15 protein-coding genes and 1 other RNA gene are annotated in these 16,516 nt (G+C 71.4%); 6 read left to right on the top strand and 10 right to left on the bottom strand.

Annotation, left to right across the window (positions count from 1 at the left end; all coding sequences use genetic code 11):
- Positions 1-1,545 (top strand): alpha/beta hydrolase, encoded by a 1,545-nt coding sequence (locus A5714_RS02740; RefSeq protein WP_156747145.1) that lies wholly within the window; start codon positions 1-3, stop codon positions 1,543-1,545.
- 18 nt (positions 1,546-1,563) lie between these two features.
- Here the strand turns inward: A5714_RS02740 and A5714_RS24995 are convergent, their stop codons facing one another.
- The 3 genes from A5714_RS24995 to A5714_RS02730 form a co-directional block, all read right to left on the bottom strand.
- Complete coding sequence (locus A5714_RS24995; protein ID WP_082959539.1) at positions 1,564-1,827, bottom strand: hypothetical protein; 264 nt, start codon at positions 1,825-1,827, stop codon at positions 1,564-1,566.
- A 69-nt stretch (positions 1,828-1,896) separates the two neighbouring features.
- Positions 1,897-3,453, bottom strand: coding sequence for an alpha/beta hydrolase (locus A5714_RS02735; protein ID WP_068073230.1), 1,557 nt, complete (start codon positions 3,451-3,453; stop codon positions 1,897-1,899).
- 57 nt (positions 3,454-3,510) lie between these two features.
- Positions 3,511-4,905 (bottom strand): wax ester/triacylglycerol synthase family O-acyltransferase, encoded by a 1,395-nt coding sequence (locus A5714_RS02730; RefSeq protein WP_068282523.1) that lies wholly within the window; start codon positions 4,903-4,905, stop codon positions 3,511-3,513.
- 145 nt (positions 4,906-5,050) lie between these two features.
- On the opposite strand from A5714_RS02730, the gene panB reads away from it, so the two are divergent.
- The 3 genes from panB to A5714_RS02715 all read left to right on the top strand — a co-directional run bounded on the left by panB (position 5,051) and on the right by A5714_RS02715 (position 8,866).
- Complete coding sequence (gene panB, locus A5714_RS02725) at positions 5,051-5,893, top strand: 3-methyl-2-oxobutanoate hydroxymethyltransferase (RefSeq protein WP_068070092.1); 843 nt, start codon at positions 5,051-5,053, stop codon at positions 5,891-5,893.
- A gap of 137 nt (positions 5,894-6,030) precedes the next feature.
- Positions 6,031-7,206, top strand: a complete 1,176-nt coding sequence (locus A5714_RS02720; RefSeq protein WP_068282519.1) for a 1,4-beta-xylanase — start codon at positions 6,031-6,033, stop codon at positions 7,204-7,206.
- Between the two features lie 121 nt (positions 7,207-7,327).
- The gene (locus tag A5714_RS02715) at positions 7,328-8,866 is read left to right on the top strand and encodes a CYTH and CHAD domain-containing protein (protein WP_068282517.1); all 1,539 of its coding nucleotides are present in this window, start codon (positions 7,328-7,330) and stop codon (positions 8,864-8,866) included.
- Between the two features lie 3 nt (positions 8,867-8,869).
- Here the strand turns inward: A5714_RS02715 and rnpB are convergent.
- An RNA gene (gene rnpB / locus A5714_RS02710) (RNase P RNA component class A) lies at positions 8,870-9,265 on the bottom strand.
- 77 nt (positions 9,266-9,342) lie between these two features.
- Between rnpB and A5714_RS02705 the strand changes: the two genes are divergently transcribed.
- A complete protein-coding gene (locus A5714_RS02705; protein ID WP_068282526.1) occupies positions 9,343-10,053 on the top strand; it encodes a 2OG-Fe(II) oxygenase in 711 nt (236 codons plus the stop codon).
- Positions 10,054-10,056: 3 nt separating this feature from the next.
- Here A5714_RS02705 and A5714_RS02700 read toward each other — a convergent pair whose 3' ends face one another.
- Complete coding sequence (locus A5714_RS02700) at positions 10,057-10,683, bottom strand: bifunctional 2-polyprenyl-6-hydroxyphenol methylase/3-demethylubiquinol 3-O-methyltransferase UbiG (RefSeq protein WP_068282514.1); 627 nt, start codon at positions 10,681-10,683, stop codon at positions 10,057-10,059.
- A 47-nt stretch (positions 10,684-10,730) separates the two neighbouring features.
- Between A5714_RS02700 and A5714_RS02695 the strand changes: the two genes are divergently transcribed.
- A complete protein-coding gene (locus A5714_RS02695) occupies positions 10,731-11,303 on the top strand; it encodes a helix-turn-helix domain-containing protein (RefSeq protein WP_068282511.1) in 573 nt (190 codons plus the stop codon).
- Positions 11,304-11,358: 55 nt separating this feature from the next.
- On the opposite strand, the gene A5714_RS02690 is transcribed toward A5714_RS02695, so the two are convergent.
- From A5714_RS02690 to A5714_RS02670, 5 genes are all read right to left on the bottom strand, one after another.
- On the bottom strand, positions 11,359-12,462 hold the full coding sequence (locus A5714_RS02690; protein WP_068282509.1) for a bifunctional RNase H/acid phosphatase: 1,104 nt from the start codon (positions 12,460-12,462) through the stop codon (positions 11,359-11,361).
- Positions 12,459-13,196 carry a zinc ribbon domain-containing protein gene (locus A5714_RS02685; protein WP_068282507.1) on the bottom strand — a complete coding sequence of 246 codons (738 nt, stop codon included), beginning with the start codon at positions 13,194-13,196 and terminating at the stop codon, positions 12,459-12,461. The genes A5714_RS02690 and A5714_RS02685 overlap by 4 nt, the downstream gene beginning before the upstream one ends.
- Complete coding sequence (locus A5714_RS02680) at positions 13,193-14,341, bottom strand: Nif3-like dinuclear metal center hexameric protein (protein ID WP_068282504.1); 1,149 nt, start codon at positions 14,339-14,341, stop codon at positions 13,193-13,195. The genes A5714_RS02685 and A5714_RS02680 overlap by 4 nt, the downstream gene beginning before the upstream one ends.
- Positions 14,338-15,378 (bottom strand): Rv2231c family pyridoxal phosphate-dependent protein CobC, encoded by a 1,041-nt coding sequence (cobC, locus tag A5714_RS02675; protein ID WP_068282502.1) that lies wholly within the window; start codon positions 15,376-15,378, stop codon positions 14,338-14,340. The genes A5714_RS02680 and cobC overlap by 4 nt, the downstream gene beginning before the upstream one ends.
- Before the next feature lie 62 nt (positions 15,379-15,440).
- Positions 15,441-16,181, bottom strand: coding sequence for a sensor domain-containing protein (locus tag A5714_RS02670; protein WP_068282495.1), 741 nt, complete (start codon positions 16,179-16,181; stop codon positions 15,441-15,443).
- Positions 16,182-16,516 lie beyond the last annotated feature (335 nt).

Below are 16,516 nucleotides of genomic sequence, written 5' to 3'. Positions count from 1 at the left end.
GTGAGATCCCTGAGCTCGGCGTTGCTTTCCTTCGGGCTCTTGGTCGCTGCGTCGACCGGCATGCCGCCCGTCGCCGCCGCCGCCCCCGAACCCGATGCCGGGCAAACCCCGGGCCCGACCCCGCCCGCGGCGGCGCCGCAAGGGTGGGGGAGCTGTAGCCAATTCGTCAGCGACACAAGCGAAATCCCGTCGGCGCGGTGCGCGACGGTGCCGGTCCCCGTCGACTATGCGAACCCGGGCGGGGCGCAAGCCAAGCTGGCGGTGATCCGGGTGCCGGCCACCGGGCCACGGATCGGCTCGCTGCTGATCAATCCCGGCGGGCCCGGCGGGTCGGCGGTCGACATGGTCGCCGGCATGGCCGCCGACCCCAACGGCGCCGCGATCCGGCGCAACTTCGACCTGGTCGGCTTCGACCCGCGCGGCGTCGGGCACTCGACCCCGGCGCTGCGCTGCCGCACGGACGCCGAGTTCGACGCGTACCGCCGCGAACCGATGGTGGACTACAGCCCCGCCGGCGTCACCCATATCGAAGCGCTCTACCGCCAGTTGGCGCAGCAGTGCGTCAACCGGATGGGCGCACCGTTTCTGGCCAACGTCGGCACCTCCTCGGTCGCCCGCGACATGGACGCCGTGCGACAGGCATTGGGCGAGAACCAGATCAACTACCTCGGCTACAGCTACGGCACCGAACTGGGCACCGCCTACCTGGAGCGCTACGGCGAGCACGTGCGCACGATGGTCCTCGACGGCGCGATCGACCCCACCGTCGGCCCGGTCGACGAGAACATCCGGCAGATGGCCGGCTTCCAGACGGCGTTCAACGACTACGCCGCCGACTGCGCCCGCAGCCCGGGCTGCCCGTTGGGCACCGACCCGGCACAGTTCGTGAACCGCTACCACGCCCTAGTCGACCCGTTGGTCGCCAGGCCCGGCCGCACGTCCGACCCGCGGGGCCTGAGCTATGCCGACGCGACCACCGGCACCATCAACGCGCTGTACACGCCGGCCCACTGGAAATACCTGACCAGTGGGCTGCTCGGCCTGCAGCGCAAGACCGACGCGGGCGACCTGCTGGCGCTCGCCGACGACTACGAGGGCCGCGACCGCAACGGGCACTACGGCAACGACCAGGACGCGTTCAACGGCATCCGCTGCGTCGACGCCCCCACGCCGACGGATCCGGCGACCTGGGTGAGCGCCGATCAGCGGATCCGGCAGGCCGCGCCGTTCCTGAGCTACGGGCAGTTCACCGGCAACGCCCCCCGCGACCTGTGCGCGCTGTGGCCGGTGCCGGCGACCTCGACCCCGCACGCCGCCGCGCCGGTGGCGGCGGGCAAGGTGGTCGTCGTCTCGACCACCCACGACCCGGCGACCCCGTATCAGGCGGGGGTGAACCTGGCCCGCCAGCTGGGCGGCCCGCTGATCACCTACGACGGGACGCAGCACACCGCGGTGTTCAACGGCAACCAGTGCGTCGACGCGGCCGTGGTGCGCTATCTGGTCACGACGACCATGCCGCCGGCGTCCTACAGCTGCCACCCCTGACGCCGCGCGTTCCGCCCGTCACGGCGAGAGCTGCACGTGGCCCCGCGGCGGCCGGGGAGGCGGCGGTGGCGCGGGCGCCGGACCCGGGTCTCCCGGCGCGGGCCCGTCCTGCCCCGGCGCGGGTCCCGCCTGCTGCGGCGGGGGCTTGTCCTGCTGTTTCGGCGGGGCCTGCGGCTGTTGCGCCTTCGGCGGCGGTGCGGCGACGGGCGGCATGCCGGTCGACGCAGCGACCAAGAGCCCGAAGGAAAGCAACGCCGAGCTCAGGGATCTCAGCCGCGACATGGCTGCCATCGTCGCAGCCGCCGGTTCCCGTGGCAGCGCGAAACGGTTACGCCTTGATCTCGGGCCCGCTCAGCACTTCGCGCCGCTCGGCGGCGTGTCGCCGCCGATCAGGTAGGCCGTGACGTAGTTGTCGATGCAGCTGTCGCCCTGGAACACCACGGTGTGTTGGGTGCCGTCGAAGGTGAGCAGCGAGCTGCGCAGCTGGCTGGCCAGGTCGACTCCCGCCTTGTACGGCGTCGCGGGGTCGTGCGTGGTCGACACCACGACCGTCGGGGCCAGCCCGGGCGCGGAGATGCTGTGCGGCTTGCTGGTCGCCGGCACCGGCCAGAACGCGCAGGTGCCCAGGGGCGCGTCACCGGTGAACTGCCCGTAGCTCATGAAGGGCGCAATCTCCCGCGAACGGCGGTCCTCGTCGATCACCTTGGCGCGGTCGGTGATCGCCGGCTGGTCGACGCAGTTGATCGCCACCCGAGCGTCGGTCGCGTTGGTGTAGTGCCCGTGCGAGTCGCGCCGCATGTACATGTCGGCCAGCGCCAACAGCGTGTCGCCGTGGTGCTCGGTCAGCTCGGTCAGGCCGTCGGTCAGATGGCGCCACAGCCCCGGGGAGTACAGCGCCATGATGGTGCCGACGATCGCGTCGCTGTAGCTGAGCCCTCGGGGGTCGTTGGTCGGCGTCGGCCGGCCGACCATCGGGTTGTTCGGGTCGACCATCGGGTCGACCAGGCTGTGGTAGACGTCGACGGCCTTGGCGGGGTCGGTGCCCAACGGGCAGGTCGGCTGCTTGGCGCAGTCGGCGGCGTAGTCGTTGAACGCATCCTGAAAACCCTTGGCCTGCCGCAGGTCCGCCTCGATCGGGTCGGCGTTGGGGTCGACGGCGCCGTCGAGGATCATCGCCCGGACGTGCTGCGGGTAGGCCTCGGCGTACGCCGAGCCGATCCGGGTCCCGTAGGAGTAACCCAGGTAGGTCAGCTTGTCGTCGCCCAGCGCCGCCCGGATGCTGTCGAGGTCGCGCGCGACGTTGACGGTGCCGATGTTGGCCAGGAAGCTTTTGCCCATCTTGTCCACGCAGCGGCCGACGAACTGCTTGGTCTCGTCCTCCATGTGCGCGACGCCCGCCGGGCTGTAGTCGACGTTGGGTTCGGTCCGCAGCCGGTCGTTGTCGGCGTCGGAGTTGCACCAGACGGCCGGGCGCGACAGCCCGACCCCGCGCGGGTCGAACCCGACCAGGTCGAACCGCTCGCGGACCCGTTTCGGCAACGACTGCACGACGCTCACGGCGGCTTCCAGGCCGGACTCGCCGGGGCCGCCCGGGTTGATCACCAGCGAACCGATCTTGTCGCCGGTCGCCGGGAACCGGATCATCGCCAGCGTCGCCACGTCACCGTCGCGGTGGTCGTAGTCGACGGGCACGGCCAGGCGCCCGCACATGGCGCCGGGCGGGATCTTGGCCTTGGGGTTGTTCGTCCGGCACGGAGTCCACTCCACGGCCTGGCCCAGCTTCGGCCCGGCCATCACGGCGCGGCCGACGACGACGCGAAGGCACCCCGCCAGCAGCAGCGCGACGCCGGCGATCGCGGTCGAGATCAGCAACGTGCGCGCGACCGTGTCGCGACGAGGAAGCCCCATGCCAACACATGCTGCCAGAGGAAACCTGAGATCATGATGAGCGGCGCCGCCGCCCGGCTACCGCGTCACCGCCAGCAGCTCTTCCATCCCCACCGCGAATTCGTCGGCCAATTCCCAAAGATCGGGCACCAAATCCGGGCACGAGACGAGCCCGATGTCCAACTTGCCCTGCAACGACATCGCGGTGATGTTGAGCCCCGAGCCGTGGAATATCGGGCCCAGCGGATACATCGCCTTCACCTCGCAACCCAGCATGTACAGCGGGACCTGCGGGCCCGGCACGTTGGACACCACCAGGTTGTGCACCGGCAGGCTGTCGGTGAAGCGGGTTCTGGCGTAGAGCCGCATCGCGATGCCGAAGACGGCCGGCGCGGCGAACTGCGACCAGTCCTGCAGCAGCGACGCGCCGATCGCCGAACTGTGTTCCTTGGCAACGGCGTTCGCCTCCGCGATGGCCTGCAACCGCTGCGCCGGGTCGGCGATCTCGGTGTGCAGGCTGGCGAACATGGCCGACACCTGGTTGCGGCCCGGCCGGTCGGATTTGCCGTGCACCGACACCGGGACCGAGGCCACCAGGGACGAGCTCGGCAGCGCGTGGCGTTCGAGCAGGTATTGGCGCAGCGCGCCGGAAACCAGGGCCATCACGACGTCGTTGACTTTGACGCCGAAATGGTCCTTCACCGTTTTGACGTCCTGCAATTCCAATTCGGCGTACGCGACATTGCGGCGGTCGGTGATCTTGGCGTTGAACGCGGTGGGCGGCGCCGCGAACGGGCGGGCCATGGTCAGCCCGTCGCGCGCCCGCCGCAGCGTCGCGAACACCGAGGAGACCGTGTCGGGCACCACGCTGGCCAGGTGCAGCGGCCGCCTAGCGAACCGGACCAGCCCGCCGGCGGCGATCTGCCACCCGCTGCCCCCGCCCACACCGCCGGCCGGGCCCGGGGCGGGGGCGTCGGCCTCGGTGCCGCACAGCCTGGACATGAGGCTCGCGCCGGTGACGCCGTCGACCCCGGCGTGGTGCACCTTGGTCATCACGGCGACCCGGCCGTCGGCGCGGCGGCAGTCGGTGCCCGCGACGCCCTCGATCACCCACATCTCCCACAACGGCCAGCGACGCTCCAGCGGCTCCTGGGCGATGTGGCCGCAGATCTCCGACAGCTCGGCGCGCCCGCCCGGGGCGGGCGCCGCGATGCGGTGCAGGTGGCGGTCCAGATCGAAACCCTCGTCGTCCACCCAGACGGGGTGGTCGAGGTTGAGCGGACTGTCCGCGAGCTTCTCGCGGAACTCCGGGATGGCGCGGATGCGCGCCGACAGCGCCTCGCGCAGCCGGTCGAAGCTGTATCCGCCGGGCATGGTCGAGGTGTCCAACTCGACGATCGAGCACACGTGCATGGGCTGCGACGGGCTCTCCAGGTAGAGGAAGCTGGCGTCGAGTCCGCTGAGTCGCTGCATTCCAGGCATGGTATGTGTCACACCGAGGCGCCGGTGCACCCGCGCGGCAGAGGTGGCAGAATGGACCGGTCAGCCGAACCCGGGGACCCGACGGGCGCGAGAGCCAGGGCCACGAGGATCGAAACGACCACCGCAAGGGACAACGATGTCTGAGCTCAACGTTTACGGTGCACCGGCGGCGCAAGCCCAGCCGCGCACCAAGATTCGCACCCATCATCTGCACAAGATGAAGGCCGAGGGCCACAAGTGGGCCATGCTCACGGCCTACGACTATTCGACCGCCCGGATCTTCGACGAGGCCGGCATCCCGGTGCTGCTCGTCGGCGACTCGGCGGCCAACGTGGTGTACGGCTACGACACCACCGTGCCCGTCTCGATCGACGAGCTGATCCCGCTGGTGCGCGGCGTGGTCCGCGGCGCGCCGCACGCCCTGGTGGTCGCGGACCTGCCGTTCGGCAGCTACGAGGCCGGGCCCGCCGCCGCGCTGGCCGCCGCCACCCGCTTCATGAAGGAAGGCGGCGCGCACGCCGTCAAACTCGAAGGCGGCGAGCGGGTGGCCGAGCAGATCGCCTGCCTGAGCGCGGCCGGCATCCCCGTGATGGCGCACATCGGCTTCACCCCGCAGAGCGTCAACAGCCTCGGCGGCTTCCGGGTGCAGGGCCGGGGCGACGCCGCGGAGCAGACCATCGCCGACGCGATCGCCGTCGCGGAGGCCGGCGCCTTCTCGGTCGTCATGGAGATGGTGCCCGCCGAGCTGGCCACCCAGATCACCGGCAAGCTGACCATCCCGACGATCGGCATCGGCGCCGGCCCCAACTGCGACGCGCAGGTCCTGGTGTGGCAGGACATGGCCGGCATGAGCGGCGGCAAGACCGCCCGCTTTGTCAAGCGGTTCGCCGACGTCGGCGAACAACTGCGCCGGGCCGCGTCGCAGTACGCGCAAGAGGTGGCCGAAGGGTCGTTCCCCGCCGAGGAGCACTGCTTCTGACCCACTGTCGGCCGTGTCGCGCCGACACGCCGACCACCTGAAACCCGTTGCGGGCCAGCGCTGTACGATCGAACTCGGATGCGGCCGGACTCCGAGAGCAGGGTGGGCATATCGACCGGGGGATTTCTGGCGACTCGATGCGCCGTCGGACGGCGCTGATGTTGCCGCTGCTGCTGGCAGGAGGCACTGCCATGGCGCGAGCTCCGCGCGCGGCCGCCGAACCACCGCACACCTCGCCGCAATCCAGCAGGTGGTCGCCCGAGCGCGCCAACCGCTGGTATGAGACGCAGGGCTGGCTCGTCGGCGCCAACTACATCACCTCCAGCGCCATCAACCAACTGGAGATGTTCCAGCCCGACACCTTCGACCCCGGGCGCATCGAGACCGAGCTGGGGTGGGCCCGCGCCAACGGCCTGAACGCGATCCGGGTGTTCCTGCACGACCTGTTGTGGGCGTCCGACAGCCGAGGCTTTTCGGCCCGCCTGGCGCAGTTCGTCGATATCGCCGCACGCCACGGCATCAAGCCACTGCTCGTGCTGTTCGACTCGTGCTGGGACCCGTTCCCGCAGGCCGGCCCGCAACGCCCGCCGCGGCCCGGCGTGCACAACTCCGGATGGGTGCAGAGCCCGGGCGCGGCGCGGCTGGACGACCGCGATTACCTGCCCACCCTGCGCGCCTACGTCACCGGCGTCCTCACCCAATTCCGCGGCGACGACCGCATTTTGGGATGGGACCTGTGGAACGAGCCCGACAACCCCTCGGAGTACTACGCGTCGGCGGAACGCAAGGACAAGCTGGACCTGGTCGCGGACCTGCTGCCGCAGGTCTTCGGGTGGGCCAGGGCCGTCGACCCCCGACAGCCGTTGACCAGCGGCGTCTGGCAGGGCGAGTGGGCCGACCCCGGCCGCCGCAGCGTCATCAGCGGGATCCAGTTGGACAACTCCGACATCCTCACGTTCCACTGCTACGGCAGGCCCGCCGACTTCCAGAACCGCATCGCCGAGCTGACGCCGCTGGGCCGCCCGATCATCTGCACCGAGTACATGGCCCGCCCGTTGGGCAGCACCGTGGGCGACATCTTGCCGATCGCCAAGCGCGCCAACGTCGGCGCATTCAACTGGGGCCTGGTCGCGGGGAAGACGCAGACGTACTTCCCGTGGGACTCCTGGGAGCATCCCGATCCCGCGATGCCCAAGGACTGGTTCCACGACCTGTTGTTGCCCGACGGCCGGCCCTACCGGGACGCCGAGATGGAGACGGTGCTGCAGCTGGGCGACCTGGCGATGTACCTCACCGCGCCGCCGCCCGGCTGACACCCGCGGCGCCGCGCGCAACGGTGCGGCGGCCCCGTCACTTCGGTGTGGCAGGCTATGGGAGCCCTTCCCGACCCCCCGACGTTCATGGCCGCGGCGACGCGCCCGCAACGGAGATCACATGCCTGCAAAAGCGCCGCGAACCTCGCGCCACCTCGAGGTTGAGCGCAAGTTCGACGTCGTCGAATCGACCGTCTCGCCCTCCTTCGAGGGCATTGCCGCGGTCGCCCGCGTGGAGAAGTTGCCGGCGGAGCACTTGGACGCGACGTACTTCGACACGCCCGGGGAAGACCTGGCGCGCAACAAGATCACGCTGCGCCGCCGCACCGGCGGCCACGACGCGGGGTGGCACCTGAAGTTGCCCGCGGGCCCCGAGGCCCGCACCGAGGTGCGGGCTCCGCTGGACGCGTCGGGCCCCGGCGGGGACGATTCGGTGCCCGACGAGCTTGCCGACGTCGTGCTGGCGATCGTTCGCGACCGCCCCCTGCAGCCGGTCGCGCGCATCACCACGCTGCGCGAGAACCAGGTGCTCTACGGCGCGGGCGGCGCCGCGCTGGCCGAGTTCAGCAACGACCACGTCACCGCCTGGTCGGCGCGCACCACCGAGGACTCCGACCTCGAGCCCACGCAGCAGGAGTGGCGCGAGTGGGAGTTGGAACTGGTGGAGTCCGACGGCGACCCCGACACCGCGCTGCTGGACCGGCTGAGCAACCGGCTGCTCGACGCGGGCGCCGCCCCCGCCGGGCACGGCTCCAAGCTGGCCCGGGTGTTGGGCACCACCGCCGCGCCCACGGCGGCCGCGCCGGCATCGGACAACCCGTTGCAGCGCGCAGTGGCCGAGCAGGTGCGCGAGCTGTTGGTGTGGGACCGCGCCGTGCGCGCCGACGCCTACGACTCCATCCATCAGATGCGGGTCACCACCCGCAAGTTGCGCAGCCTGCTGCGTGACTACCAGGACGCCTACGGCCTGCCCGACGACGGCTGGGCGCTGGACGAGCTGCGGGAGCTCGCCGCCATCCTGGGGGTGGCGCGCGACGCCGAGGTGCTCGCGGAGCGCTACGAACGCCAATTGAACGGCCTGGCACCGGAGTTGGTGCGGGGACCGATCTGGGAGCGGCTCGTCGGGGGTGCCCGCCGCCGTTACCAGACGGGGTGGCGCCGGTCGTTGATCGCGATGCGGTCGCAGCGGTATTTCCGGCTGTTGGACGCGCTCGACGAGATCGTGGCCCAACCGCCCGGCGGCGTCGCCGGCGAGGAGGCGCCGCCGATCACCATCGACGCCGCGTACAAGAAGATCCGCAAGGCCACCAAGGCCGCCGCCCGGGTCGACGAGGAGCATCCGGACGACCAGCACGAGCGCGACGAGGCCATCCACCGAATTCGTAAACGCGCCAAGCGGCTTCGCTACACGGCTGCGGCCACCGGCGCGGGCAAGGTGTCCGAACAGGCCAAGGCCGTGCAGTCGCTGCTCGGCGATCACCAGGACAGCGTGGTCAGCAGCGAGCACCTGAGCCAGGAGGCCGAGGCCGCGCACGGCGCCGGCGAGGACACCTTCACCTACGGCCTGCTGTATCAACGCGAGGCCGACCTGGCCGACGCCCGCCGCCGCGAACTCGACGACGCGCTGCGCAAACTCGCCAAAGCGGTGCACAAGGCCTGAGGGCGGACGAGCTGGCCTGTAAGCCGGATTCTGTTCCGCGCCGCCGCGAACGGCGACGCGGCGGCGACCATCCATCTGGGCACTCCGTCGCCGGATGCCTCGAGCGGCCTACCCGCAGGCTCGGGCGAGCAACCCTCGAACGCCTGCGCGGCCGCACGTGCGGTGCGGCCTTCTTGGCCTTGCTTCGGGTGGGGTTTGCCGAGCCATCCCGGTCACCCGGGATGCTGGTGCGCTCTTACCGCACCGTTTCACCCTTACCACCGCGAGCGGTGGCGGTCTGTTTTCTGTGGCACTTTCCCGCGAGTCACCTCGGATTGCCGTTAGCAATCACCCTGCTCTGTGAAGTCCGGACTTTCCTCGAACCGCCTCGCGACGGCCCGCGGCCGCCCGGCCAACTCGTCCGCGACGAATCACGCTACTACCCGCCGGACCCTGGGGCCAGCAACGATCGCGCGCGCCGCTCTAGGGTGGATCGGGTGGACCGATGGCAGAAGCGCGTCGACGCCGGCGACTGGGACGCCGTCGCCGGCGAAATCGACGACCTGGGCGGGGCGTTGCTGCCGCAACTGATCACCCCGCGCGAAGCGGCCCGGCTGCGCACGCTCTACACCGACGACGGCCTGTTCCGCTCGACCGTCGACATGGCGCCCAAACGCTACGGCTCGGGGCAATACCGCTACTTCCACTCCCCCTATCCCGAACCGATCCAACAGCTCAAACAGGCCCTGTATCCCCGGTTGCTGCCGATCGCCAGGGACTGGTGGGACAGGCTCGGGCGTGCGGCGCCCTGGCCCGACGACCTCGACGACTGGCTGGCGGCCTGCCACGCCGCCGGCCAGGTGCGGTCCACCGCACTGATGCTGAAGTACGGCGCGGGCGACTGGAACGCGCTGCACCGCGACCTCTACGGCGACCTGGTCTTCCCCCTGCAGGTGGTGATCAACCTCAGCGACCCGGCGACCGACTACACCGGCGGCGAGTTCCTGCTCGTCGAGCAACGGCTGCGGGCCCAATCACGGGGACTGGCAACGCAATTGCCGCAAGGGCATGGCTACGTCTTCACCACCCGCGAACGCCCGGTGGTCTCGGCGCGCGGGTGGTCGGCCGCACCAGTGCGCCACGGTGTGTCGGTGGTCCGCTCCGGGGAGCGCTACGCCCTCGGGTTGATCTTCCACGACGCGGCGTAGCGATCAGCGGTCGCGGCGCAGCGCGATGACATTGTCGGGCACGACGACGGTCTCGCCGTTGACCACCGCCTCCCGATCCAGCGCGTCGGCGCGCACCCGCGTCCAGGAGGCGCCGTCCAGGCCCAGCGCCGCGATCACCTCGTCGATACCGGGGAACTCGTGGTGAGGTGCGCCCGCCGGCGCCGCGCCGTGGTCGACGATCAGCAGCAGCCCGCCCGCGGCCACGCGGTCGACCGCCCTGCGCAGCACCCCGTCGCGCTCCAGGCGCGCCGGTGAGTGCAGGTACTGCGCCGACACCAGGTCGAAAGTGCCGGCGGGGAAGGTTTCGTTGAGGTCGTGGCGCTGAAAGTCGATGCGGCCGGTCAGCTTTCGCTGTGCGGCGGTCTCGGCGGCACGGCACAGCGCGGTAGCCGAGACGTCGACCGCGACGACGTGCCAGCCGCGCTCGGCCAGCCAGAGCGCGTCCGCGCCCTCGCCGCAACCCAGGTCGAGGGCCCGCCCGGGGTCCAGGCCGGTGACCACCTCGGCCAATCGCGGATTGACCCGCCCGCTCCACACCCGGTCGGCGGACCGGTAGCGCTCCTCCCAAAAGGGCTCCGCTTCAGAGGTTCTGACTTCCGAACTGTCCATGCCCCCTAGCTTGCGGAGAACACGATCCGTTGCCAAGCTAATTTGCCATGGAGGCAAACAGCGGCGACATCGACTCCCTGGTACGGCGGCGGCTGCGGGAGCTGCGCACGCAACGCGGCCTCACCCTGCAGGAGGTGGGCGAGCGCGCCGGGATCGACGTCTCGACGCTGAGCCGGCTCGAATCCGGGAAACGACGGCTTGCGCTCGATCACCTCCCGCGACTGGCGCGGGCGCTCTCCGTCAGCACCGACGAGTTGCTGCAGGCCGCGCAGCCGCCCGACCCGCGGGTGCGCGGCGCGGCGCACAGCCATCACGGCGTCACGTATTGGCCGCTGACCCGCCAGGGCCCGGCGGGTGGACTGCACGCCTTCAAGATTCGCGTCAGCGCCCGGCGCCGCACTCCGCCCGCCGAGCTGCCGGTGCACGAAGGACAGGATTGGATGTACGTGTTGTCCGGTCGGCTGCGACTGGTCCTCGGGGACCGCGACTTCACCATCGAACCCGGCCAGGCCGTCGAGTTCTCGACGTGGACGCCGCACTGGTTCGGCGCGGTGGACGGGCCGGTGGAGGCCATCGTGATCTTCGGGCCGCACGGTGAACGGCTGCACCTGCACAGTTGAGACGGGCAGGGTCTACACACCTACACACCCGGCTGTGGGAGTTCTCGTCGGGGAGCTAGAGGTATGCCGTCTGGTTCACCAACCGCACCGAAGACGCACCGTCGGAATAGAATTCGGCGATGCTCAGCGACGCGAGGTCGAGGTGCAGCCGGTACAGGATGCCGGGCCCGGCGTCGAGCGCCTGTCGCAGCAGCATCTTGATCGGCGTCACGTGCGAGACGACCAGCACGGTGCTGCCCTGGTGTGCGGCGACGATCCGTTCGCGCACGCCCGTCACCCGGTCCGCCACCGCGTCGAAGCTCTCCCCGTCGGGGGGCGCGGTGCCGGTGTCGCGCAGCCAGCGGCGGTGCAGCTCCGGGTCGTGGGCGGCGGCCTCGGTGAAGGTCAGCCCCTCCCAGGCCCCGAAGTCGGTTTCGATGAGGTCGTCGTCCACGGTCACGTCCAACCCCAGCGCCTTGGCGGCGGCGGTCGCGGTGTCGTAGGCCCGCTGCAGCGGGGAAGACAACACCGCCGCGATGCCGCCGCGCTGCCCCAGATACCGCGCCGCGGCGTCGGCCTGCCGCCGGCCGATCTCGGTGAGCGCGGGGTTGCCGCGGCCCGAATACCGGCGCTCCACCGACAACGCGGTCTGCCCGTGCCGTAGCAGCAACAGCCTGGTCGGGGTGCCGCGGGCACCGGTCCAGCCCGGCGACTGCGCGGCGGGGGCTGCCAGTTCGGGTTCGGCGGCGGGCGCCGCGGGCTGTTCCACCGGGTCGTCGGCGGCGGCGTCCATGGCCTCGTTGGCCAACCGGTCGGCGTGCGAGTTGCGCTCCCGCGGAATCCAGCTATAGGTGATCCGGTCGAACCGCGACGCCAGCAGTCGAGCCTGGGCGTTCAGCTCGATCAGGTCGGGGTGTTTGACCTTCCAGCGTCCGGACATCTGTTCCACCAACAACTTCGAGTCCAGATACACCGCGGCCTCGGTCGCGCCCAGCCGCAGCGCGTCGTCCAAACCCGCGATCAGGCCGCGGTATTCGGCAACGTTGTTGGTGGCGCGGCCGATGGCCTGCTTGTTCTCGGCCAACACCGCGGCGCGGTCGGCCGTCCACACCACCGCGCCGTAGCCGGCGGGCCCGGGGTTGCCCCGCGAGCCGCCGTCGGCTTCGATGACCACCTTCACTGGTCGATCCCCTTGACGCGCAGCAAGATTGCGCCGCACTCCGGGCAGCGCACCACCTCGTCCTCGGGGGCGGCCGAGATGCGGGACATCTCGCCGCGGTCGATCTCGAGCCGGCAGGCCCCGCAACGGCGACCCTGCAGCGGCGCCGCGCCCGGGCCGCCGCCGGCGCGCTGGCGTTCGTACAGGGCCGCCAGCGCCGGATCCAGGGCGGCACTGAGCGATTCACGCCGTGCCGCGTGAGATCGCCGGGCCTCGCCGAGCTCGGCGATCGCGGCATCGACCGCCTGCCGCGCCGCGACCACCTGCGCCTGCAGCGCCTCCACCTCCGCCTGCCCGGCGGTCACCTGGGACTGCAGCTCCTCACGACGCTCCATGACCTCGAGCAGCGCATCCTCCAGGCTGGCCTGGCGCCGCTGCAGCGTGTCCAGTTCGTGCTGCAAGTCCGCGAGCTGCTTCGCGTCGACCGCCCCGCCCTGCAGCAGCGCCCGGTCGCGATCCTCACGCTGGCGCACCGAGTCGATCTCGGACTCGAAGCGCGACACCTCGGCGTCGACGTCCTCCAGCGCGATCCGCACCGCGCCCAACCGGTCGCCCGCGGTGGTGTATTCCTGCTGGACGCTGTCGTAGGCGGCCTGCTCGGGCAGGTGGGTGGACCGGTGCGTGATGCGCGCCAATTCGGCATCCAGCTTGGACAATTCCAGGAGTGAACGCTGCTGTGCGACTTCGGCTTTCATGACCGACCACCCCCGGTGTCGTTAGCTGGCTGACCCATGGTCCACGGGTCGGTGCGTAGGGTACACACCCGCACCGGCAGCGCCGCGCCGAACCGGGACCGCAGCAGCTCGGCGGCCTGTTCGCACCACGGGAATTCGGTGGCCCAGTGCGCCACGTCGATCAGGGCCACGTTCGACGACCGGGCGTGCTCGTCGGCGGGGTGGTGGCGCAGGTCGGCCGTGACGTAGGCCTGCACCCCGGCTCCCGCCGCGGCGGTCAGCAGCGAATCCCCGGCACCGCCGCACACGGCGACCCGCGACACCGACAGGTCTGGGTCGCCCGTCGCCCGCACACCCCACGCCGTCGCCGGCAACGCGGTGCTGACACGAAAGACGAAGTCGCGCAACGGCTCCGGGCGCTGCAGGGTGCCGATGCGGCCGAGCCCGGCATCGCTGGGCAGCGGCGCCATCGCGAAGACGTCGAACGCCGGCTCCTCGTACGGATGGGCGGCGCGCATCGCCGCCAGCACGGCGGACCGCAGCCGCGCCGGCGCCACCACCTCGAACCGGTCCTCGGCCAGCCGCTCGACGGCGCCGACGCTGCCCACCGCCGGGGACGCGCCCTCGTGCGGCAGAAACTGCCCGATGCCGCCCACGCTCCAGCTGCAGTGCGAGTAGTCGCCGATCTGGCCGGCACCCGCCTCGAACACCGCGGCCTGCACCGCTTCCGAGTTCTCGGCGGGCACGTAGATCACCCACTTGTCCAGCCCGGTCGGCGCCGGGCGCGGCTCGAGCGCGGCCTCGACCGTCAGCCCGAGCGCGCGGGCCAGCGCGTCCGACACACCCGGCGAGGCCGAGTCGGCGTTGGTGTGGGCGGTGAACAGCGAACGCCCGGAGCGGATCAGGCGGTGCACCAGGGCGCCCTTGGGCGTGTTGGCCGCGACGGTGTCGACGCCGCGCAACAACAACGGGTGATGCGCCAACAGCAGGGAACGCTCGGGGACCTCGTCGACGACGGCCGGCGTCGCGTCGACCGCGACGGTCACCGATTCCAGCACGTCGTCGGGGTCGCCGCAGACCAGGCCCACCGAATCCCACGACTCCGCGAGCCAAGGCGGGTACGCCTCGTCCAGCGCGGCGATCACGTCGGCCAGGCGGGCGCTCATCGGCGGCCCTCACCGGTGATCTCCGAGATCGCCCGGATGAGCAGCGGCCACTCACGGCGCACCGCGACCCGCAGATACCGCTCGTCCAACCCCACGAAGGTGTCGCAGCGGCGCACGGCGATCCCCCTGTCGCGCAGGCGTTCCCGAATCCGCACGGCGCCGGGTGTGCGGAACAACACGAAGGGGGCCCGGCCGTCGGTCACGTCGACGCCCACCGAGTGGAGGCCGGACACCATCTCGGCGCGCAGTTCGGCCAACCGCGCCGCCCCGGCCGCCGCCTCGGCCACGGCCTCGCGCGCGCAGCAGGCCGCGATCGCCGTCAGTTGCAGCGTCCCCACCGGCCAGTGCGCACGCTGAGCGGTCAACCGCGCCAACACATCCGGCGCGCCCAGCGCGTACCCCACCCGCAACCCGGCGAGCGCCCAGGTCTTGGTCAGGCTGCGCAACACCAGCACGTCGGGCAGCGATTCGCCGGCCACGCTGTGTGGCTCGCCGGGGATGGCGTCGGCGAACGCCTCGTCGACCACGAGGATCCGGCCGGGCCGGCGTAAGGCGAGGAGCTGCTCGCGCGTGTGCAGCACCGAGGTGGGGTTTGTCGGGTTGCCCACCACCACCAGGTCGGCGTCGTCGGGGACCGCGGCGCCGCCCAAGCCGAACGGCGGCGCCAGGACCACGTGGTGCACCGGCACCCGGGCCGCGGTCAAGGCGGCCGCCGGCTCGGTGAAGGCGGGCGCGAGCACCGCGGCACGCGACGGGCGCAGGTTGGCCAGCAAGGCGAACCCTTCGGCCGCGCCGGCCAGCGGTAGCACCTCCTCGCGCTCGCGGCCGTGCCGGGCCGCCACCGCGTCGCGGGCCCGGTTCACGTCGTCGGCGCTCGGATAGCGCGCCAGGTCCGAAAGCCGCTCCCCCAGCCGCTGCAGCAACCACTGCGGCGGCTCGCCGTGCCGGACGTTGACGGCGAAGTCGAGCATGCCGGGCGCGACGGCCTCGTCACCGTGGTAGCGGGCCGTCGGCGGGCTCAGGTTCAGACTCGCCATCCGAGAAACACTAGTGCCCGTCGGGCGGACGCCGTGCGGACCAGCCCGGGCCCCACGCGCGGTTACTGCTTGGCGACCTTGTCGGCGATCTGATTCGCCACCTTGACGGCTAAATCCGCGGGGTCTTTGCGCACCGCGACGACGTCGACGATCACGTTGTTGCGGACGGTCAGCGCGCGCTGGGCGCTGATGGTCATCGGCGTCGGCCCGCCGATGCTGACCGACGGCGTGACACTGAGGGTCCCGTTGCTGTTGGCGAACGGACCGACCTTCCACGACGATTCGGGGCCGTCCGCGGTGGCGGGCTGGTCGATCTGCCGGCTGGCGCAGGCCGGCCAGCGCTGCGCGGAGGCGTTGAAGAAGTCGCTGGCCTCCTTGGCCGAGGGGAACAGCACCAACGCCTGCCCCACCTCGACGTCCTGGTCGTTGCCCAGCGAGGTGGTGTCGTCGTCGCCGCTGACGGCGGTGTTGCCGCTGTTGGCGTAGACCGGCGCCTCGGCGGGCCCCAGGATGTAGTCGCATTCGTCGGGCAGTTTCACGGCTCCCGGGCCGGTCGCCTGCTTGGCGACGTCGTCTTGGAGCTTGTCGACGGTCACCTTGCTCTTCGTCCCGGTCACCCCGAACAGGGTGTCGATCTCGGCCGGCGTCAACAGCAGGCCCGCCAGTGCGGGCTGCGCGATGGGCGGCTTGGTGGACGTGGTCGTCGTGGTCGACGAGGAGGGCCCACCGTGGTTGCCGCCGCCGCAGGCAGCAACCACCGCTGCCGATGCGGCGACGACGATTGCGGCTGTGAATCGGCGCATGCAGTGACACCCTTCGAGTCGTCTTCGAGCCGCCCGGCTCCCGCGTATGGGCACGCGGCGGCCGTCGGAAAGAGTCGGTAAAGTCCCGTGGCGAACGGAGCATAACGTGGGACGCGGCGGCGCGCAGCAAATGCCTGGAGCGTTTACTGGCGTGTCGGTCGCCGGGCGGCGGGCGGGGTCCCGCGCGCGCCCGGCGGTGCCGTCGGCGCTGCCCGGTTGGATGCCCCGTCGAACGCCCGATCAACGCGTGTCGGCGATGGTCGAAGATCACCAGGCCCGCGCCGGGGCGCGCGTCGGTCTCCGGCGGGGTTGCCGCCGGGTTGGCGTGTGTCACC

This window comes from Mycobacterium sp. E2462 (genome assembly GCF_001672685.1).
GTDB lineage: Bacteria > Actinomycetota > Actinomycetes > Mycobacteriales > Mycobacteriaceae > Mycobacterium.
This window is presented reverse-complemented; position numbering and strand designations above follow the sequence as displayed.